At 56.5% G+C, this 18,458-nt stretch carries 18 protein-coding genes; 6 read left to right on the top strand and 12 right to left on the bottom strand.

Annotated features, from left to right (window positions below):
* Positions 1 to 32 precede the first annotated feature (32 nt).
* Positions 33 to 2,423, bottom strand: a complete 2,391-nt coding sequence (locus ACMYSK_RS14945) for a glucose/quinate/shikimate family membrane-bound PQQ-dependent dehydrogenase (protein ID WP_434636431.1) — start codon at positions 2,421 to 2,423, stop codon at positions 33 to 35.
* A gap of 203 nt (positions 2,424 to 2,626) precedes the next feature.
* Between ACMYSK_RS14945 and hpt the strand changes: the two genes are divergently transcribed.
* Complete coding sequence (gene hpt / locus ACMYSK_RS14940) at positions 2,627 to 3,163, top strand: hypoxanthine phosphoribosyltransferase (RefSeq protein WP_015585135.1); 537 nt, start codon at positions 2,627 to 2,629, stop codon at positions 3,161 to 3,163.
* Positions 3,164 to 3,224: 61 nt separating this feature from the next.
* Here the strand turns inward: hpt and can are convergent, their stop codons facing one another.
* Positions 3,225 to 3,887 carry a carbonate dehydratase gene (gene can / locus ACMYSK_RS14935; protein WP_434636429.1) on the bottom strand — a complete coding sequence of 221 codons (663 nt, stop codon included), beginning with the start codon at positions 3,885 to 3,887 and terminating at the stop codon, positions 3,225 to 3,227.
* 106 nt (positions 3,888 to 3,993) lie between these two features.
* Here can and ACMYSK_RS14930 point away from each other — a divergent pair, with 106 nt between their 5' ends.
* From ACMYSK_RS14930 to ACMYSK_RS14915, 4 genes are all read left to right on the top strand, one after another.
* The gene (locus ACMYSK_RS14930; RefSeq protein WP_434636426.1) at positions 3,994 to 4,920 is read left to right on the top strand and encodes an ABC transporter ATP-binding protein; all 927 of its coding nucleotides are present in this window, start codon (positions 3,994 to 3,996) and stop codon (positions 4,918 to 4,920) included.
* Positions 4,917 to 5,687, top strand: coding sequence for an ABC transporter permease (locus tag ACMYSK_RS14925; RefSeq protein ID WP_434636424.1), 771 nt, complete (start codon positions 4,917 to 4,919; stop codon positions 5,685 to 5,687). Before ACMYSK_RS14930 ends, ACMYSK_RS14925 begins: the two co-directional genes overlap by 4 nt.
* 123 nt (positions 5,688 to 5,810) lie before the next feature.
* Positions 5,811 to 6,251 carry a PTS sugar transporter subunit IIA gene (locus tag ACMYSK_RS14920; protein ID WP_434636423.1) on the top strand — a complete coding sequence of 147 codons (441 nt, stop codon included), beginning with the start codon at positions 5,811 to 5,813 and terminating at the stop codon, positions 6,249 to 6,251.
* A 62-nt stretch (positions 6,252 to 6,313) separates the two neighbouring features.
* On the top strand, positions 6,314 to 7,561 hold the full coding sequence (locus tag ACMYSK_RS14915) for a polysaccharide deacetylase family protein (protein WP_434636421.1): 1,248 nt from the start codon (positions 6,314 to 6,316) through the stop codon (positions 7,559 to 7,561).
* Between the two features lie 34 nt (positions 7,562 to 7,595).
* On the opposite strand, the gene panD is transcribed toward ACMYSK_RS14915, so the two are convergent.
* The 9 genes from panD to thpR all read right to left on the bottom strand — a co-directional run bounded on the left by panD (position 7,596) and on the right by thpR (position 15,024).
* Complete coding sequence (gene panD / locus ACMYSK_RS14910; protein ID WP_004858002.1) at positions 7,596 to 7,976, bottom strand: aspartate 1-decarboxylase; 381 nt, start codon at positions 7,974 to 7,976, stop codon at positions 7,596 to 7,598.
* 205 nt (positions 7,977 to 8,181) lie between these two features.
* Positions 8,182 to 9,036: a pantoate--beta-alanine ligase gene (gene panC / locus ACMYSK_RS14905; protein ID WP_434636419.1), complete on the bottom strand. Its 855-nt coding sequence runs from the start codon at positions 9,034 to 9,036 to the stop codon at positions 8,182 to 8,184.
* An 11-nt stretch (positions 9,037 to 9,047) separates the two neighbouring features.
* Positions 9,048 to 9,839: a 3-methyl-2-oxobutanoate hydroxymethyltransferase gene (gene panB, locus ACMYSK_RS14900; RefSeq protein WP_434636417.1), complete on the bottom strand. Its 792-nt coding sequence runs from the start codon at positions 9,837 to 9,839 to the stop codon at positions 9,048 to 9,050.
* A 320-nt stretch (positions 9,840 to 10,159) separates the two neighbouring features.
* The gene (gene folK / locus ACMYSK_RS14895; RefSeq protein WP_434636416.1) at positions 10,160 to 10,639 is read right to left on the bottom strand and encodes a 2-amino-4-hydroxy-6-hydroxymethyldihydropteridine diphosphokinase; all 480 of its coding nucleotides are present in this window, start codon (positions 10,637 to 10,639) and stop codon (positions 10,160 to 10,162) included.
* Entirely contained in the window at positions 10,636 to 12,030 is a 1,395-nt protein-coding gene (gene pcnB, locus ACMYSK_RS14890; RefSeq protein WP_434644142.1) for a polynucleotide adenylyltransferase PcnB, read from the bottom strand. The genes folK and pcnB overlap by 4 nt, the downstream gene beginning before the upstream one ends.
* A gap of 176 nt (positions 12,031 to 12,206) precedes the next feature.
* The gene (gluQRS, locus tag ACMYSK_RS14885; RefSeq protein WP_434636414.1) at positions 12,207 to 13,088 is read right to left on the bottom strand and encodes a tRNA glutamyl-Q(34) synthetase GluQRS; all 882 of its coding nucleotides are present in this window, start codon (positions 13,086 to 13,088) and stop codon (positions 12,207 to 12,209) included.
* Positions 13,089 to 13,151: 63 nt separating this feature from the next.
* Entirely contained in the window at positions 13,152 to 13,607 is a 456-nt protein-coding gene (gene dksA, locus ACMYSK_RS14880) for an RNA polymerase-binding protein DksA (protein WP_004858018.1), read from the bottom strand.
* 164 nt (positions 13,608 to 13,771) lie between these two features.
* Positions 13,772 to 14,488, bottom strand: coding sequence for a DNA/RNA nuclease SfsA (gene sfsA, locus ACMYSK_RS14875; protein ID WP_434636412.1), 717 nt, complete (start codon positions 14,486 to 14,488; stop codon positions 13,772 to 13,774).
* A complete protein-coding gene (gene thpR, locus ACMYSK_RS14870) occupies positions 14,488 to 15,024 on the bottom strand; it encodes an RNA 2',3'-cyclic phosphodiesterase (RefSeq protein WP_434636410.1) in 537 nt (178 codons plus the stop codon). Before thpR ends, sfsA begins: the two co-directional genes overlap by 1 nt.
* A 72-nt stretch (positions 15,025 to 15,096) precedes the next feature.
* Here thpR and hrpB point away from each other — a divergent pair, with 72 nt between their 5' ends.
* Positions 15,097 to 17,526 carry an ATP-dependent helicase HrpB gene (gene hrpB, locus ACMYSK_RS14865; protein WP_434636408.1) on the top strand — a complete coding sequence of 810 codons (2,430 nt, stop codon included), beginning with the start codon at positions 15,097 to 15,099 and terminating at the stop codon, positions 17,524 to 17,526.
* 120 nt (positions 17,527 to 17,646) lie between these two features.
* On the opposite strand, the gene ACMYSK_RS14860 is transcribed toward hrpB, so the two are convergent.
* Complete coding sequence (locus ACMYSK_RS14860; protein ID WP_434636406.1) at positions 17,647 to 18,444, bottom strand: prepilin peptidase; 798 nt, start codon at positions 18,442 to 18,444, stop codon at positions 17,647 to 17,649.
* Between the last annotated feature and the right edge of the window lie 14 nt (positions 18,445 to 18,458).

Raw genomic sequence — 18,458 nt, 5'->3', positions numbered from 1 at the left:
TTCACCGGGCCTTCTGTTTTTTACTTTAGCGCTTATTTAGCTTCATCAGGCAGCGCATAAGCGACGATGTAGTCACCCATTTTGGTGCCAAATGAGCCGTGGCCGCCTGCGGCGATGACAACATACTGTTTGCCATTCACTTCATAGGTCATCGGCGTTGCCTGACCGCCTGCTGGCAGACGAGCCTGCCACAGTTTTTCACCGTTGCTCATGTTGTAGGCGCGCAGGTAGTTATCGGCGGTGGCGCCAATAAACAGGACGTTGCCGGCCGTTGAGATTGGACCGCCGAGCATCGGCATGCCGAGGTTAAACGGCAGCTGGACAGGCATCGGGAACGGCAGACTATCCTGCGGCGTACCGATACGTTTTTTCCACACTACTTCGTTGGTTTTCAGATCCAGCGCGGAGATATAGCCCCAGGCCGGCTGTTTGCACGGCAGGCCAAACGGCGACAGGAAGGCGTTGAGCGTCACGCCGAACGGCACGCCATACTGCGGCTGGATACCGGATTCAGTACCCGAACCTTTGGCATCTTTCGGCGGTTCCATCGGGTTACCCGGTCCGCGTGGGATCAGTTTTGATACGAACGGCAGCGCCATCGGGTTGGCAATCGCCACCTGGCGGTTTGGATCAACGGAAATACCGCCCCATTCAAACATCCCCAGGTTACCCGGGAAGACCAGCGTGCCTTGTTCAGACGGTGGGGTGAAGATGCCTTCATAGCGCAGCTGGTGGAAGATAACGCGGCACACCAGCTGATCGAACATGGTGGCGCCCCACATATCCGCACCGGTCAAATCTTTCTTCGGACGGAAGCTCAGGTCGGAGAACGGCTGAGTTTTAGAGACGTAGTCGCCTTTCGCTGCGCCCTGAGGAACCGGTTTTTCCGGTGCCGGGACAACCAGTTCGCCATTGCGGCGGTCGAGGACGAAAATATTGCCGGTTTTCGCCGGAGCGTAGATGACCGGCACGGTTTTACCGTTGACGTCGATATCCGCCAGCGTTGGCTGAGACGGCATATCCATATCCCACAGATCGTGGTGAACGGTCTGATAGCTCCATGCCAGCTTACCGGTAGTCGCGTTCAGCGCCACGATAGCGCTGGCGTAACGTTCCTGTTCCGGCGTACGGTTGCCGCCCCAGATATCCGGAGTGGTGACGCCCATCGGCAGATACACGAGGTCCAGTTTGGCATCATAGGCCGCCGGTGCCCAGGAGTTCGGAGAGTTCAGCGTGAAGTGATGCTCATCAGTCGGAATCGCGTTCGGATCTTTCGCGCCCGGATCGAACACCCACAGCAGTTTACCGGTGTTCACATCGAAGCCGCGAATAACGCCAGACGGCTCGCGGGTAGAGAAGTTATCGGTTACAGCACCCGCAATGATAATGGTCGTGTCGGTCACGATGGGCGGAGACGTCGGTTCGTACATCCCCGGCGTGGTGACCGGCATATTGGTCTGCAGATTGAGAATACCTTTGTTGGCAAAGGATTCGCACAGCTGACCATTGTCGGCGTTAATGGCGAACAGGCGACCATCGTTGACCGGCAAAATAATGCGGCGAGGGCAGTTGGCAACGACGTCTGCCGGTGCGTTATCTGCTTTCGCTTCGTGATAAGAGACGCCGCGGCAGGTCACGTGCTGGAAGGAAGGATCCGTATTCAGCTGCGGGTCAAAGTGCCATTTCTCTTTCCCGGTGGCTGCATCAAGTGCGAACAGACGCTGGTGGGCGGTACACAGATACAGCATGTTCCCCACTTTAATCGGCGTCACTTCGTTGGTGATTTCACCCGGATCGTTCGGCTGCTTCAGGTCGCCGGTGCGGAACACCCAGGCTTCTTTCAGGTTTTTCACGTTATCAGCGTTGATCTGCTTCAACGGCGAGTAGCGTTGGCCTTCCTGATTACGACCGTATGCTGGCCAGTCGCCATCGGCAACCGCGGAGATTGGCGCCGCAGGCGTCGCATCGGCGTTCAGGGTACCGTTCACTTCCTGTGGGTCATTCAATGCGGCCCAGGTCAGGATGCCGCCGCTGATCAGCAGGGCAACAACCAGGCCAGCGACTGCGCCGCCCGATGGGATTGGCAGACGACGCCAGACAAAAGGCAGAATAAGCCAGATGCCGAAGAAGACCAGGATATCGCTGCGGGGAGTGAGCGCCCAGAAGTCAAAACCGACTTCCCAGACGCCCCAGACCATGGTAGCGAGAAGCAGTACAGCATAGAGCCAGAGCGCTGAGCGCTTACCCCGCCACAGCATCACGGTGACGCCCAGCATCACCAGACCAGCGATAGGGTAATACCAGGAGCCGCCAATAGCCGCCAGCCATACCCCACCAATAAGAAGATACAGGCCGCAGAACGCTGCAAAGAGAGCTGTCAGCGTCACGAGAAGCCGTGATTGTTGAGACTTTGTTTCTGCCATAGAAAGACACTCGGTTGTTTGTTAATTTTTTAATTGCAATTAATTATAGGATTTAACAAGTGTGATCGGAATCACAAAATGGGCTTTATTATTCCCTGCATCGCATATTTCTTTTTACTGGTATACTGCATAGCTTGCCGGTCAACGTCGGTGCATTCGCAACGGAGTTGATGATTTATCTTAAGAATCAAATGGTTAGTTTAATGAAACATACTGTAGAAGTGATGATCCCGGAAGCCGAGATCAAAGCGCGTATCGCCGAACTGGGTCGTCAAATCAACGAATGCTACAAAGACAGCGGCAGCGAAATGGTGCTGGTGGGGCTGCTGCGCGGCTCATTTATGTTTATGGCCGACCTGTGTCGTGAAGTGCAGGTGCCGCATGAAGTCGATTTTATGACCGCCTCCAGCTACGGCAGCGGCATGTCGACGACCCGTGACGTTAAAATCCTGAAAGATCTGGACGAAGACATTCGCGGTAAAGACGTATTGATCGTGGAAGACATTATCGATTCCGGCAACACGCTGTCTAAAGTGCGTGAAATTCTCAGCCTGCGTGAGCCGAAATCTCTGGCTATTTGTACGCTGCTGGATAAGCCAAGCCGCCGTGAAGTGAACGTCCCGGTTGAGTTTGTTGGTTTTGCTATCCCGGATGAGTTCGTGGTCGGTTACGGGATTGATTACGCCCAGCGCTATCGCCATCTGCCGTACGTCGGCAAAGTGGTCCTGCTGGACGAGTAAGGTTTCACGCGACCCCGGACGATAGCGCGCTGCGCTGCCGGGGTTTTCCGAAACGGGCGGGTTACTTGTGGTTGATGTGTTTGCTCTTGAGGTTGGAAATCCCCTGACGGTAGCGCTGTTCAAGGGTTTCGCGGCTGACGGCGGTCACATCAAGATCGCGTAACAGCCCGTCATGGATACCGTAGGCCCAGCCGTGGATGGTGACCTTCTGACCCCGCTTCCACGCCGACTGCATAATGGTCGAGTGGCCCAGGTTATAGACCTGCTCCATCACGTTCAACTCACATAACGTATCCAGCCGACGCTCCTCGGGCATTTCGCCCAGCAGAGAGCTGTGTTTGAACCAGATATCGCGAATATGCAGCAGCCAGTTATCGATAAGCCCCAGTTCGGTGTTTTCTACCGCCGCCTGTACGCCACCGCAGCCATAGTGGCCGCAGATAATGATATGCTCGACTTCCAGCACATCGACGGCATACTGCACCACGGACAGACAGTTCAGGTCGGTATGAATCACCAGATTGGCGACGTTACGATGGACAAACAGTTCGCCGGGCTCAAGGCCGGTTAACCGTTCAGCAGGCACCCGGCTATCAGAACATCCAATCCACAAAAAGCGTGGCTTCTGCGCTTGCGACAATTTTGCGAAAAAGCCAGGGTCGTCTTCCACCAGCATTTTTGACCATAGTGCATTATTGCTGATGAGTGTATCTATATCATTCATGGACGTTTACGGCCTGTAACCAAGTAAGTGCGTTGGGCTAATATAGGTTAACCTCACTTTATTTAAAACAACCCATCGCGTGTCATGACACGAGAAGAGATATTTAATGACCATTGCTCTGGAACTAAAACAGCTCACCAAGACCTACCCCGGCGGGGTTCAGGCGCTGCGGGGAATCGATCTGCAGGTGGAAGCAGGGGATTTTTATGCGCTGCTCGGCCCTAACGGGGCGGGGAAATCCACCACGATTGGTATCATCAGTTCGCTGGTAAATAAAACCTCCGGTCAGGTCAACGTCTTTGGCTACGACCTGCAAAAAGACGTGGTAAATGCAAAGCGTCAGCTCGGACTGGTGCCGCAGGAGTTCAACTTCAACCCGTTTGAAACCGTCCAGCAGATTGTGGTGAATCAGGCCGGCTACTACGGCGTTGAGCGTAAAGAAGCCATTATCAGAAGCGAAAAGTATTTAAAACAGCTCGATTTATGGGAAAAGCGCAACGAACGTGCACGGATGCTCTCCGGTGGGATGAAGCGGCGCCTGATGATTGCCCGCGCGCTGATGCATGAACCTAAGCTGTTGATCCTGGATGAGCCAACCGCGGGCGTGGATATCGAACTTCGCCGCTCGATGTGGGGTTTTCTCAAGGATTTGAATGATAAAGGCACCACCATCATCCTGACCACCCATTACCTGGAAGAAGCGGAGATGCTGTGCCGCAACATTGGGATTATTCAACGAGGCGAGCTGGTGGAGAACACCTCGATGAAGGCGCTGCTTTCCAAGCTGAAATCAGAAACGTTTATCCTCGATTTGGCACCGAAAAGCCCGCTGCCAACGCTGGAAGGCTATCAGTATCGGCTGGTAGATACCTCAACGCTGGAAGTAGAAGTCCTGCGCGAGCAGGGGATCAACAGCGTGTTTGCCCAGCTGAGCGCTCAGGGCGTTCAGGTTTTAAGTATGCGTAACAAAGCCAACCGTCTGGAAGAGCTGTTTGTCACGCTGGTGCATGACAGAAAAGGAGAATCAGCATGATGCAGCTTTACTGGGTCGCGCTGAAAAGCATCTGGACCAAGGAAGTTCATCGCTTCATGCGTATCTGGATCCAGACCCTGGTACCGCCAGTGATCACCATGACCCTCTACTTTGTTATTTTTGGCAACCTGATCGGCTCGCGGATCGGTGAAATGCATGGTTTTACCTATATGCAGTTTATTGTGCCGGGTCTGATCATGATGGCGGTGATTACTAACGCCTACGCCAACGTGGCCTCCTCTTTCTTTAGTGCGAAATTTCAGCGCAATATCGAAGAACTGCTGGTGGCACCGGTGCCGACGCATGTGGTCATCGCTGGCTATGTTGGCGGCGGGGTCGCGCGCGGGCTGTGCGTAGGGATTCTGGTTACCGCGATATCGTTATTCTTCGTGCCGTTCCAGGTGCATTCCTGGCTGTTCGTTGCGCTGACGCTGATTCTGACCGCGGTCCTCTTCTCGCTGGCAGGGTTGCTGAACGCGGTTTTTGCCAAAACCTTTGACGATATCAGCCTGATCCCGACCTTCGTGCTGACGCCGCTGACCTACCTCGGTGGCGTGTTTTACTCTCTGACTCTGCTGCCGCCATTCTGGCAGGCGTTGTCGCACCTTAACCCGATTGTTTATATGATCAGCGGTTTCCGCTACGGTTTCCTCGGCATCAACGATGTCCCGCTGATTACGACGTTTGGCGTACTGGTCGTCTTTATTGTCGCTTTCTATGCACTGTGCTGGTATCTGATCCAGCGTGGACGCGGCCTGCGTAGCTAACAAAATGTGATAAATAGCGCTTTGCCTGACATTCAGGCGAAGCGCTATCCGCTAATCTTGACTGCCATCACTCATCTGTCCCATCCCCTTTGTTACAGTGCTTTTCTGCTAAGGAGGCTGTCGATGCTAGGTTGGGTTATTACCTGTCATGATGAGAAGGCGGAGGCGCTGCTGGATCGTCTGGAAAAAAAGTTTGGGCCGCTGGCGCAATGCCGGGCGGTAAATTACTGGCGTAATCTTAGCAGCAATATGCTGAGCCGGATGATGTGCGATGCGCTGCACGCCACGGACAGCGGTGATGGCGTGATTTTTTTGACGGATAATACCGGTGCGGCCCCCTATCGTGTGGCGGCCTTGATGAGCCATAAACATACCCACTGTGAAGTGATCTCCGGCATCAGTTATTCATTGCTGGAACGAATGTATCTCCTGCGCTACACCCTGAGCAGCGAAGCCTTTCGCGACACGATAGTGAGCAGCGGAGGGCCGGTGGTCAGCAGCCTCTGGCATCAGCAGCAAAAAAATCCCCCTTTTCGCCTGCTCCACGATGCGTTCGGGAATTAAGCATTGGTATTGATGCCGCTTTTGTTACAATAGCGGCTGATTTCTCTACCGGTCCGACGTGCATGTTTGCCCGACTTTTTACCCTGTTCCTTTTGCTGACGTCGCTCAGCGCCTCAGCCAGCTTACTCAGCCAGCAGGGCACGCCCGCCCGCTATATGCAGACGACCGAAGATGCGGTTATCTGGGCACAGGTCGGGAATGACGTGGTGAGCGTGGGCAATATTCGGGCCGGGCAAATTATCGCCGTGGTGCCGACGGCTGCTGATTATTATGAATTCAGCTTCGGTTTTGGCACCGGCTTTATCGATAAAGGCCACCTCGAATCGGTGCAGGGTAAGCAGCGGGTTGAAGACAACCTTGGCGATTTACATAAACCGCTGAGTAATCAGAACCTGCTCACCTGGAAAGATACCCCAGTGTATGATGCGCCTTCCGTCGGCAGTGCGCCGTTCGGTACGCTGGCGAATAATCTCCGCTATCCGATTATCAGTAAGCTGAAAGACCGTCTGAACCAGACCTGGTTTCAAATACGTATCGGTAACCGCCTGGCGTGGGTCAGTAGCCTGGATGCTCAGGAAGATAGCGGTATCCCGATGCTGACCTACCACCATATCCTGCGCGATGAAGAGAACACCCGTTTTCGCCATACCTCCACGACGACCTCGGTACGCGCCTTCAGCAACCAGATGACCTGGCTACGCGATCGGGGCTACACTACGCTGACGATGTATCAGCTGGAAGGCTACCTGCGCAATAAAATTAACCTGCCGGCCCGCTCGGTCGTGATTACCTTTGACGACGGTCTGAAGTCGGTTAACCGCTATGCGTATCCGATCCTGAAACAGTACGGCTTTCACGCGACGGCGTTTATTATCTCATCGCGCATTAAGCGCCATCCGCAGAAGTGGGAGCCAAAATCGCTGCAGTTTATGAGTATTTCCGAGCTAAAGCAGATTCAGGACGTCTTTGACATACAGTCTCATACCCACTTCCTGCACCGGGTTGATGCCCAGCATCATCCGATTTTGCTGAGCCGCAGTTACCATAACGTGTTGTTCGATTTTGAACATTCCCGGCGTGCGCTCGCCCAGTTCAATCCGCACGTGCTGTACCTTTCTTATCCCTTTGGCGGGTATAACGCGATGGCGGTCAAGGCGGCGAATGATGCCGGCTTTCATATGGCGGTAACCACGGTGAGAGGGAAGGTGAAACCGGGGGATAACCCGTTCTTACTGAAGAGGCTTTATATTCTGCGGACGGATTCACTGGAGACGATGTCGCGGCTGATCAGCAATCAGCCGCAGGGATAACCGAAGCCCCACTGGCGCAGGGCTCCGGGAGCGATCAGGCAACCTGTACCGGAATCGCTTTTGCCTGACGTTTCATTTCGTTGTCGCCTTCAAAATAGGCCACTTTCGGCTGCCAGCGGCGGGCTTCTTCATCTGGCATAGTGACGAAGCTGGCGATAATCAGAATGTCGCCCACGCTGGCGCAGTGCGCGGCGGCGCCGTTCACCGAAATGATCCGGGAGCCGCGTTCGGCGGCAATGGCATAGGTGGAGAAGCGGTTGCCGTTGGTGACGTTCCAGATGTGGATAGCTTCGTTTTCAAGAATGCCGGACGCATCCAGAAAATCCTGGTCGATGGCACAGGAACCTTCATAGTGCAGGTCTGCCTGCGTGACTTTAACGCGGTGGAGTTTGCCCTGCAGCATATTACGAATCATGATGTCTACCTTTCTTCCCGTCCTGCTTCAGAGTGCAGCAACAGTAGCTGGCGAGCGACTTTCCCCAGATGGGGCACGGTGAGTGCTTGCCTGCCGTCGGTCTGCAACCCGGATTATTCAGGGTCTATAACTTAACGATACGAAGCGGACATGGCATCCGCTTTGAGTAAATGTCCGGCAATATTGCCAGATTTTTAACCCTTGTCTACTGGCTCAGCTCGACGATTTTGTTATCAATCAACCGTGCCTGGCCCAACCATGCGGCCATCAGGATAACCGCACGTTTGCTGGTTTCCGTCAGCTCCAGCAGCGTATCCGCATCCCGGATCTGGATATCGTCGGAGCGCAAGCCTTTCTCGTTCAGCTCCTGCTCGGCGAGGGTAATGATTTCATCCTGGTTACGCTCACCAGCGGCGAGCTTGTCGGCCACGGCGCTCAGTACCTTGTACAGGCCTGGCGCAATCTTACGCTGCTCTGCGGTGAGGTAGCCGTTGCGCGAACTCAGCGCTAAACCATCTTTGGCGCGAATAATAGGCACGCCGATTATCTCGATATCGTAGCCCATGTCGGCCACCATTTTTCGAATCAACGCCAACTGCTGAAAGTCTTTCTCGCCAAAGCAGGCGACGTCTGGCTGCACCAGGTTAAACAGCTTGCTGACGATGGTCGATACGCCGCGGAAGTGTCCTGGACGGCTCGCACCTTCAAGCATGGTCGACAGACCCGGCACATCAACAAAGGTCTGATTTTCGGTGCCGTGCGGATAGATCTCTGCCGGCGCCGGGGCGAAAACAAAATCCACCTTACGTTTGTTCAGCTTTTCGCAATCATCCTGCAGCGTGCGCGGATAGCGTGACAGATCGTCAGGGCGATCAAACTGCATCGGATTGACGAAAATACTGACTACCACAACATCGGCGCTGGCTTTTGCGGTATCGACCAGCTGCATATGACCGTCGTGCAGGTTGCCCATGGTGGGCACCAGCGCGATACGTTTACCTTCCTGACGTAAACGGCGGATATGCTGGCGCAGCAGCGGCAGGGATTCAATAATCAGCACAACAAGACTCCTTAATGGAAACTGTGTTCTTCGCCCGGATAAACGCCGGACTCCACGTCGGCAATATACTGCCGCACAGCGGCGCGCATGTCGCCCGCTTCTGCGAGGAAATTTTTAGCAAATTTAGGGATATGGCCACCGGTTATTCCGAAAGCATCATGCATGACGAGGATTTGACCATCGGTCACGTTACCCGCGCCGATGCCGATGACCGGAATGGTCAACGCGTCGGTGATACGCTTAGCCAGCGCGACCGGGACGCACTCCAGGACCAGCAGCTGCGCACCAGCCGCTTCTAATGCCAGTGCATCTTCAAACAGCGTCTGCGCGGCGTCACCCCGTCCCTGCACTTTATACCCGCCGAAAATATTGACCGACTGCGGGGTCAGACCGAGGTGACCGCATACCGGTACCGCGCGCTCTGCCAGCATTTTCACCGTCTCCACAAGCCAGGCACCGCCTTCAAGCTTGACCATGTTGGCGCCTGCGCGCATCACGACGGCAGCGTTAGCGAAGGTTTGTTCCGGCGTGGCGTAGGCCATAAACGGTAGGTCGGCGAGCAGCAGGCAGTTGGGGGCGCCGCGGCGTACCGCCCGGGTGTGATAGACGATATCTTCCACGGTCACCGGTAAGGTCGAGTCGTGGCCTTGCACCGTCATGCCCAGCGAGTCACCGACCAGCATCACGTTGATCCCTTCATCGGCAAACAGCTTCGCAAAGCTGTAGTCATAGGCGGTGATGGTGGCGAAGCGCTGCTTCTCCTGTTTGCATTTCTGCAGCAGGGCGATAGTGGTCGGTTTCATAACGTTTCCTGATGATGAAAGTCATATTAACCGGCATTCTAACAGCAGCATTCAGAGGGGCAATGGTTTTATCCCCGTCATACTTCAAGTTGCATGAGCGTTGGCAATACTCGGCCCATCCTTGGGCCTCGCCCTAACGGGCGCAGTAAACTGCGTTCAAATTCGTTCCTGACGAATTTGTCCTCGCTCACCTCAGTCACATACTGATGTAAGCTCCCGGGGATTCCCTGCGTCGCCGCCTTGCTGCAACTCGAATTATTTAGGGTACAGGCGACCGATAGCGCCGATCGCCGTCATGGTTAAAAATGGGGAAGGGGAAACTACCAGCTTGCCGGCTTTTCGGCACCGAGGTTTTCCAGTACCTGACGCAGAGTGGTCCCGTCAGGAAATTGAAGCTCAGGGGCGATTTCAAACAGCGGCCACAGCATAAAACCACGATTTTTCATATCGTAATGCGGGACCGTCAGACGCTCACTGTTAATCACGGCGTTGCCAAACAGCATGATATCGAGATCCAGCGTACGAGGGCCCCAGCGTTCGGCTTTCCGTTGACGGCCCTGCTGCAGCTCAATGCGTTGGGTATTATCCAGCAAAGCTTCAGCCTGCAGTTTCGTGTCCAGTGCGACGGCGGCGTTGAGGTAGTCAGGCTGATCCTGCGGCCCCAGCGGCGGCGTACGGTAAAAAGAGGACACGGCAACAATCTGGCTGTCCGGGATCTCAGCCAGTGCCGCAACGGCAGCCTCCACCTGCTCCAGAGGAGAGGCAAGATTGCTGCCGACTGCGATGTAGACGCGGGTCATGCGCCACCTGAACGCGGTGTGCGCTTACGCGGACGGCGATGGCGGCGGCGTGGCGTGGGCTCTTCATCGAGCTCGTTAAGCATATCTTTTTGATCTGGCGGTGCGGCAACCTGGAACTCGCCCCACCATTTGGTGAGACGCTGCAGTTCGCCATTTTTTTCAGCGCCGGCACGCAGCTCAAGCAAATCGTAGGCCGCGCGGAATTTTGGATGCTCCATCAGCTTCCAGGCACGTTTACCCTGGCGGCGGGACATGCGCAGCTGCAGCTGCCAGATATCGCGCACGAGGGTGGTAATGCGTTTCGGAATGGCCAGCGTACGGCAGGCTTCATCCAGCACATCGTTCATCGCCAGTGCGAAAGCGTCGTTGTAGGCCAGGCCGCTTTCCTGAGTGATTTTCTGCGCCATTTCCAGCAGTGGATACCAGAACATAACCGCGAACAAGAACGCCGGGTTAACGCGCATATCGTTATGAATGCGGTGATCGGTATTCTTCAGCACCTGGCTAATGATATGTTCCATCGGGCTATCGCCGCGCTCGGTAAAGTAGCGGGTGATGGTCGGGAACAGCGGCTGGAACAGGTTATACTCGCGCAGCAGCATGTAGGTATCGTACCCATAACCCGCCTGCAGCAGCTTCAGCACTTCTTCGAACAGACGCGCCGGAGGGACGTCGTGGAGCAGTGCGGCAAGGCGCGGAATCGGCTCGGCGCTTTCTGCACTGATGCTCATATTGAGCTTGGCGGCAAAGCGCACTGCACGCAGCATTCGTACCGGATCTTCGCGATAGCGGGTTTCCGGATCGCCAATCAGGCGAATCACGCCCTCCTGAAGGTCCTTCATGCCGCCGACGTAGTCGCGCACGGTAAAATCGGCCACGCTGTAATACAGGCTGTTGATGGTGAAGTCGCGGCGCTGGGCATCTTCTTCGATTGAACCGAAGATGTTGTCGCGCAGCAGCATACCGTTCTGGCCGCGCTGGGAAGTGACACGATCGGTCGTGTGTCCTTCATGATGCCCGCGGAAGGTGGCGACTTCGATGATTTCTGGCCCGAACATCACGTGCGCCAGGCGGAAACGACGGCCCACCAGACGACAGTTACGGAACAGTTTACGGACCTGATCCGGCGTCGCACTGGTTGTTACGTCAAAATCTTTGGGTTTTTTACCAAGCAGAAGGTCACGTACGCCACCGCCGACGAGATAGGCTTCATAGCCCGCCTTGTTCAGTCGATAGAGCACCTTGAGGGCATTATCACTGATATCTTTGCGGGAAATTGCATGCTGTTCACGCGGAATAACCGTCATATGCGTTTGTTCAACGGCGGCTTCTGCGTCGCGCTCTTCACGGCTTAGCACCTTACGGCAAAAATTAGCGACTCGGGTAAAAATGTTGCACCTCGTAGTGTCAGACGGACTTCAGATCAAAATATTACTCTATGCATTTCGGGTTGCAGCAAGGCGACAAACTTGTGAGTCCCAGGAGCATAGATAACTATGTGACTGGGGTGAACAAGTGCAGCCAACGCAGGAGCAACTTGAAAGGCGACGAGAAAAATAGCGGCTAATCATAGCTCAGCAAGAGTCATTTGAGAATGCTGGATTTTTTCCGGGTTCCAGTTGGCTACCGCATTCTTCAGCAAATCCTCAATACTTAACCCTCGCCACTCCTGCTCAATATCCTGATTAAGAAACATTAACGCCCGCATAATTTCGGGACGCGGATCGCCTTCCGGCAGCGCCGGGGCATGGTTTTGTTTGGAGAGTTTATTCCCCTGGGCATTCACTGCCAGCGGCAGATGGACGTAGCCCGGAGCCTGCCAGCCAAAATGCTGATACAGCGAAATCTGCCGCACCGTGGGTTCGATAAGATCCGCACCGCGGACGATTTCGTTCACCCCCTGGAAGTGATCGTCTACAACCACCGCAAGATTATAGGCGAACAGACCGTCACGGCGGTGGATAATGAAATCTTCCCGTGCCAGCGCTTCATCGGCGACGAGAGTGCCGCGCAGACGATCGTAAAACGCGAGGACCGGTTGCGTCTGGCGCAGGCGCAGGGCGGCGTGGTCTGCGCCAAGCCGTAAATCGCGGCAGTGGCCGTCATAAACGCCGCCGACGGCGTGAATACGCGCCCGGGTGCAGGTGCAGTAATAGCACAGGCCCTGTTCGTGTAGCCAGGCGAGGCGCTCGCGGTAGGCTTCATGACGCTGCGACTGCCACAGCACTTCGCCGTCCCAGTGCAGGCCGTAGTGCTCTAGCTGGCGCAGAATCGTACTGGCGGCGCCGGGGACTTCACGGGGCGGATCGATATCTTCAATGCGCACGTGCCAGATACCATGGTTCGCACGAGCCTGAAGATAGCTGCCGAGAGCGGCAATCAACGACCCAAAATGAAGTTCGCCGGAAGGTGAGGGCGCAAAGCGGCCAATATAGTGTGAGTCATTCATGGGGTGACTAATAAAACGTGTAGGCGGGAGAGACTCCCGCCGGAGATACGATAGCGAAGCGGATTAGCCAGCCATCTGCTTTTCGCGAATTTCCGCCAGCGTTTTGCAGTCGATGCACAGGTCAGCGGTCGGACGCGCTTCCAGACGGCGAATACCAATCTCAACGCCACAGGATTCGCAGAAGCCGAAATCTTCGTCTTCGACTTTCTTCAGCGTTTTTTCGATCTTTTTGATCAGTTTACGTTCGCGGTCGCGGTTACGCAGTTCCAGGCTGAATTCTTCTTCCTGCGCGGCACGGTCTACCGGGTCCGGGAAGTTAGCTGCTTCATCCTGCATGTGCGATACGGTGCGATCCACTTCATCCCTGAGTTGATTACGCCATGCTTCAAGAATACGCTTGAAGTGCGCCAGCTGGGCTTCGTTCATATACTCTTCGCCCGGCTTCTCTTGATACGGCTCCACCCCAGCGATGGCGAGAATACTCAGGGACGATGTTTTACGGTTTTGCCCTTCTTGCATGTTGCTTCTCCTTAACACGCACTATCGATCCCCATGTTGGGGGAAAAATCAGGCCGCTATAAATAGCAGATGCTTTTCCGGATAGCAATTATGTAAACGTTACACTTGACAACCCTGTGAAGAAAAGCGTATTTGCGCTCGCGACCCGGACATAATTTAGCCGTTTATTTACCGGGGGTTAACACCGCGGTAATCGGCTTATTCAGAGTCATCATTTCGGTAGAAAGTTCCGCTTTATAAACGAGAATTTCCACCCCCTTGGTTTGCGCCTCAATCAACAGCTGTGCGTATCTGGCATCAATATGATGCGCGGGTGAGAAACGGTCGATCGCCGAATGGAGCACGGCGAACAAGATTACGGCCCGGTCGCCTGCCGCCGCCACGCTCATCAGCTCCCGCAGATGCTTTTGACCGCGCTCGGTGACTGCATCGGGGAAATAACCGCTTTCATTTTCCGCCAACGTAACCGATTTCACTTCAATATAGCAGTTTTGTCGATCTTCTGCCTGTAACATAATATCAATACGGCTATTTTCCTCACCATATTTTATTTCACTTTTCAGCGCGTTATAGCCAGAAAGTTCAACAATATTCCCTGCCAGTATCGCCTCTTTCGCCAGGATATTTGCGCGTAAAGTATTAACACAAATTATCGCACCACGCTGGGTTTGTGTTAATTCCCAGGTATGGGCGTATTTGCGTTTAGGATTATCCGACGTGGAGTACCAGACGGTATCGCCGGGAGTCGCGCAGCCGGTCATCGCGCCGGTATTCGGGCAGTGCAGAGTGAGCTCCTGACCGTCGGGGGTCACCACATCGGCCAGAAACCGTTTGTAGCGCTTCACCAGGACGGCGGACTGTAAAGGAGGATTGAACTGCATCAGCTTTCCTTGTTGAAGGGATAACGTTCCAGCGCGGTATAGCGGGTGCGTCCGCGGGAAAAATGGGATTCGTAAAGAACAAATTCACTGACGGTAGCCGTCCACTGAAAGCCCGGCTGCGGGATGGGAACCGCGTGGCGGGCCTCGCGCAGCAGGGTGATATGCGGGTGAAACGGCTGAGGACTTTGATAACAGCCGCTGCGGGCCGCCTGGGCGCGTAGCATGCTGGCCAGCTGTAGCAGGCCGCGCGGGGGCCGCCGAGTGCCGAGCCAGACCACGCGGGAACGCAGCCATTGCCCGGCGTCGTCGAGCGTAAGTGTAAATCCGGGTTGCTGGATGCGCCCGGCCAACGCCGCCAGCGCACGCTGCTTGTCTGCGCTGACTTCGCCAAGAAACGCCAGCGTCAGGTGCAGATTATCCGCCGCAACCGGCCGTCCGGCATCTTCCGGAAAGTTCGCGGCGCGCCAGTGAACGATTTGCCGCTGGACTTCAGCAGGCAGTTCAAGGGCGAAAAACAGCCTTTTCGGCTCGGACATGATAGAGACTCGGTAATGAATTATCAGGATGCTACAATGCTTGCCCCCAAATGTTAACCTCCGGAGCCCTTCGTGTCCCTATTGCCGGTTGCCGCCGTCCTTCCTGAAGTTCTCTGTGCACTGCAGCAGGCGCCGCAGGTATTGCTCAATGCACCCACCGGCGCCGGTAAATCGACCTGGCTGCCGCTGCAAATTCTGGCTGACGGCCCTATCGACGGGCGCATTATCCTGCTGGAGCCGCGGCGGTTGGCCGCCCGTAACGTAGCGCAACGCCTTGCAGAGTTGCTGGGTGAAAAACCGGGCGAGACCGTTGGCTACCGGATGCGCGCGGACACCTGCGTTGGACCGAATACGCGGCTGGAAGTCGTGACGGAAGGGATCCTAACGCGGATGATCCAGCACGATCCAGAGCTGAGCGGCATCGGGCTGGTGATCCTTGATGAATTTCACGAGCGCAGCCTGCAGGCGGATCTGGCACTGGCGCTGCTGCTGGATGTTCAGCAGGGGCTACGCGACGATCTTAAACTGCTGATTATGTCGGCGACGCTGGATAACGATCGCCTGCAGCAGCTGCTGCCTTTGGCTCCGACAGTCACTTCCGAAGGGCGTGCGTTCCCGGTAGAAAAGCGCTTTCAGGCGCTTGCCACCCATCAGCGTTTCGATGAGGCGGTGGCCATCGCGGCTGCGGAGCTGCTGCGGCAGGAACGCGGCTCGATGCTGCTGTTTCTCCCCGGTGTGGGAGAGATCCAGCGGGTACAGACACAACTGGCCGAACGGGTGGCGGACGATGTAGTGCTTTGCCCACTGTACGGCGCGCTACCGCTGAGCGAGCAGCGTAAAGCGATCCTGCCCGCAGCGGAGGGGCAGCGCAAGGTGGTGCTGGCGACCAATATCGCCGAGACCAGCTTGACCATCGAAGGCATCAGGCTGGTGGTAGATAGCGCCCAGGAGCGGGTTGCCCGCTTTGACGCGCGCACTGGCTTAACCCGACTGATGACCCAGCGCATTAGTCAGGCATCGATGACCCAGCGCGCCGGCCGCGCCGGGCGTCTGGAGCCGGGGATTTGTCTGCATTTGGTCGGCAAAGAGCAGGCGGAGCGCGCGGCGGCACAGAGCGATCCTGAGATTCTGCAAAGCGATCTGTCGGCGCTGCTGCTGGAACTTTTACAGTGGGGGTGCCACGATCCGGCGCAGTTGAGCTGGCTTGATCTCCCGCCGGCGGCAAACCTGGCGGCGGCCCGGCGCTTGCTGACGGGGCTGTCGGCGCTGGAAGGCGACAGGCTCACGGCGCACGGGCGCAAAATGGCGGCGTTGGGCAATGACCCTCGCCTCGCGGCCATGTTGACGGCGGCGACCAGTCCCGATGATGCGGCAACTGCGGCGAAACTGGCGGCGATCCTCGAAGAGCCTCCGCGCGGCGGAAGCTGCGATCTTGGGACGGCATTCTCGCGCCAGCAGCCAAACTGGCAGCAGCGGGCGCAGCAGCTTCTGAAGCGTCTCGACAGCCGCGGCGGCCAGCCTGATATCCAACGGCTGGCACCGCTGCTGGCGCCGGCGTTCGCCGACCGGATCGCCCGCCGACGCGGCCAGGAGGGACGCTATCAGTTGGCCAACGGGATGGGAGCTATGCTTGACGCCGATGATGCACTTGGGCGCCACGAATGGCTAATTGCGCCTCTGCTTCTTCAGGGAAGTTCGTCGCCTGACGCGCGGATCTTACTGGCGCTGCCGGTGGATGTGACTACGCTGCTGGCGCAGTGCCCGGAACTGGCACAATGTTCTGATACCGTCGAATGGGACGAAGCGCAGGGAACGCTGAAGGCGTGGCGACGTACCTGTATCGGGCAACTGGTGTTGAAAACCCAGCCGCTGGCGAAACCCTCGGAAGAGGAGTTACATCAGGCGATGCTCAACGGTATCCGTGAAAAAGGTCTCGGCGTGCTTAACTGGACGCCGGAGGCCGAGCAGCTGCGTTTGCGTCTGCATTGTGCGGCGCAGTGGCTGCCAGAGGAGGCGTGGCCTGCCGTAGATGATGCTTCTCTGCTGGACTCACTTGAAGACTGGCTGCTGCCGCAGATGAGCGGGGTACACTCGCTGCGCGCGCTGAAGGCGTTGGATCTGCGCCAGGCGTTACAAAACTGGCTGCCGTGGTCGTTGCGACAGAAACTGGACAGCGAGTTGCCAACCCACTACACCGTGCCGACCGGAAGTCGGATAGCGATTCGCTATCATACCGATAATCCGCCCGCGCTGGCGGTGCGTATGCAGGAGATGTTTGGCGAAGCCACGACGCCGACGATAGCCCAGGGGCGGGTCGCGCTGGTGCTGGAGCTGCTCTCACCCGCCCAGCGCCCGCTGCAGATTACCCGTGACCTCAGCGCGTTCTGGCAGGGGAGCTATCGCGACGTGCAAAAAGAGATGAAGGGACGATACCCCAAACACGTCTGGCCGGACGATCCGGCCAATACCGCCCCGACGAGGCGCACCAAAAAATACTCATAGCGCGATCCTGGCGGTGGCGCGGTTTCCCGGAGGCGGTGCGTTGCACTTGTCCAGACTACGGTTCGGGCTGTCCTTGTCGGCCCGGCAAGCACTGCGCCGCGGGCTCTTGTCGAGCCCTGGTTACGCCGACTGGGCCCACAGGAATAGCCCGCTGCCCGCCAGCGCCAGCCAGGGGCCGAAGGCCAGCGGCTGATCCAGAGACTGTAGCGTGATGCGTCGTTGCAGCAAGGTCCAGATAAGCCCACTGGCTGAGGCGCACAGCAGCGTCTGCGGCAGGAGCTGCCAGCCGGACCACGCGCCGAGCGCCGCCAGCAGCTTAAAATCCCCGTACCCTAGCGCCTCTTTGCCGGTCAGCAGGCGAAACAGCCAGTAAACCACCCACAGCGATAAATAGCCCGCCATCGCGCCAGTTACCGCTTCTGTGAGTGGGACAAACGTCCCGTCAAGATTAAACAGCAGGCCGACCCACAGCAGCGGCAGGGTCAGCCGATCCGGCAGAAGCTGGGTTTTACCATCGATGACCGCCAGCACCAGCAGAGTGGAGAGCAGGATCAGGCCACCCAGTAGTGGGAGTCCCGGCGTTAGCAGAAATCCGGCGAGCACAAAGAGCAGTCCGCTGGCCAGTTCCGTCAGCGGATAGCGGTGAGAAATCGGCGCCTGACAGCAGCGCGCGCGCCCCTTCAGCGAGAGATAGCCGAGCAAAGGAATGTTATCCCGCCAGGCGATAGGCTGCTGGCACTGAGGGCAGAAGGATGCGGGGATGCACAGGTTAAATCCTGCGGAATCTTCCTGCTGCATCATCAGCGGCAAGCGGTGGGTGACCACGTTAAAAAAACTGCCAAACGTCAGGCCGAAAACAAACATAAATCCGCCCCATAACAGGGGGAACTGCAACGAAAATGCGCTAAGTAGCGTCATGATGTCTCCTGTGG

Source organism: Klebsiella sp. I138 (genome assembly GCF_051131765.1).
Classification (GTDB): domain Bacteria; phylum Pseudomonadota; class Gammaproteobacteria; order Enterobacterales; family Enterobacteriaceae; genus Klebsiella.
Note: the sequence above shows the minus strand (reverse complement) of the source record. Positions and strands in the feature narration are given on the sequence as shown.

Excerpts from the sequence above, each read along its gene's own strand:
- ACMYSK_RS14945 (WP_434636431.1), bottom strand. The coding sequence starts at position 2,423 with ATGGCAGAAACAAAGTCTCAACAATCACGGCTTCTCGTGACGCTGACA.
- hpt (WP_015585135.1), top strand. The coding sequence starts at position 2,627 with ATGAAACATACTGTAGAAGTGATGATCCCGGAAGCCGAGATCAAAGCG.
- can (WP_434636429.1), bottom strand. The coding sequence starts at position 3,887 with ATGAATGATATAGATACACTCATCAGCAATAATGCACTATGGTCAAAA.
- ACMYSK_RS14930 (WP_434636426.1), top strand. The coding sequence starts at position 3,994 with ATGACCATTGCTCTGGAACTAAAACAGCTCACCAAGACCTACCCCGGC.
- ACMYSK_RS14925 (WP_434636424.1), top strand. The coding sequence starts at position 4,917 with ATGATGCAGCTTTACTGGGTCGCGCTGAAAAGCATCTGGACCAAGGAA.
- ACMYSK_RS14920 (WP_434636423.1), top strand. The coding sequence starts at position 5,811 with ATGCTAGGTTGGGTTATTACCTGTCATGATGAGAAGGCGGAGGCGCTG.
- ACMYSK_RS14915 (WP_434636421.1), top strand. The coding sequence starts at position 6,314 with ATGTTTGCCCGACTTTTTACCCTGTTCCTTTTGCTGACGTCGCTCAGC.
- panD (WP_004858002.1), bottom strand. The coding sequence starts at position 7,976 with ATGATTCGTAATATGCTGCAGGGCAAACTCCACCGCGTTAAAGTCACG.
- panB (WP_434636417.1), bottom strand. The coding sequence starts at position 9,839 with ATGAAACCGACCACTATCGCCCTGCTGCAGAAATGCAAACAGGAGAAG.
- folK (WP_434636416.1), bottom strand. The coding sequence starts at position 10,639 with ATGACCCGCGTCTACATCGCAGTCGGCAGCAATCTTGCCTCTCCTCTG.
- gluQRS (WP_434636414.1), bottom strand. The coding sequence starts at position 13,088 with ATGAATGACTCACACTATATTGGCCGCTTTGCGCCCTCACCTTCCGGC.
- dksA (WP_004858018.1), bottom strand. The coding sequence starts at position 13,607 with ATGCAAGAAGGGCAAAACCGTAAAACATCGTCCCTGAGTATTCTCGCC.
- sfsA (WP_434636412.1), bottom strand. The coding sequence starts at position 14,488 with ATGCAGTTCAATCCTCCTTTACAGTCCGCCGTCCTGGTGAAGCGCTAC.
- thpR (WP_434636410.1), bottom strand. The coding sequence starts at position 15,024 with ATGTCCGAGCCGAAAAGGCTGTTTTTCGCCCTTGAACTGCCTGCTGAA.
- ACMYSK_RS14860 (WP_434636406.1), bottom strand. The coding sequence starts at position 18,444 with ATGACGCTACTTAGCGCATTTTCGTTGCAGTTCCCCCTGTTATGGGGC.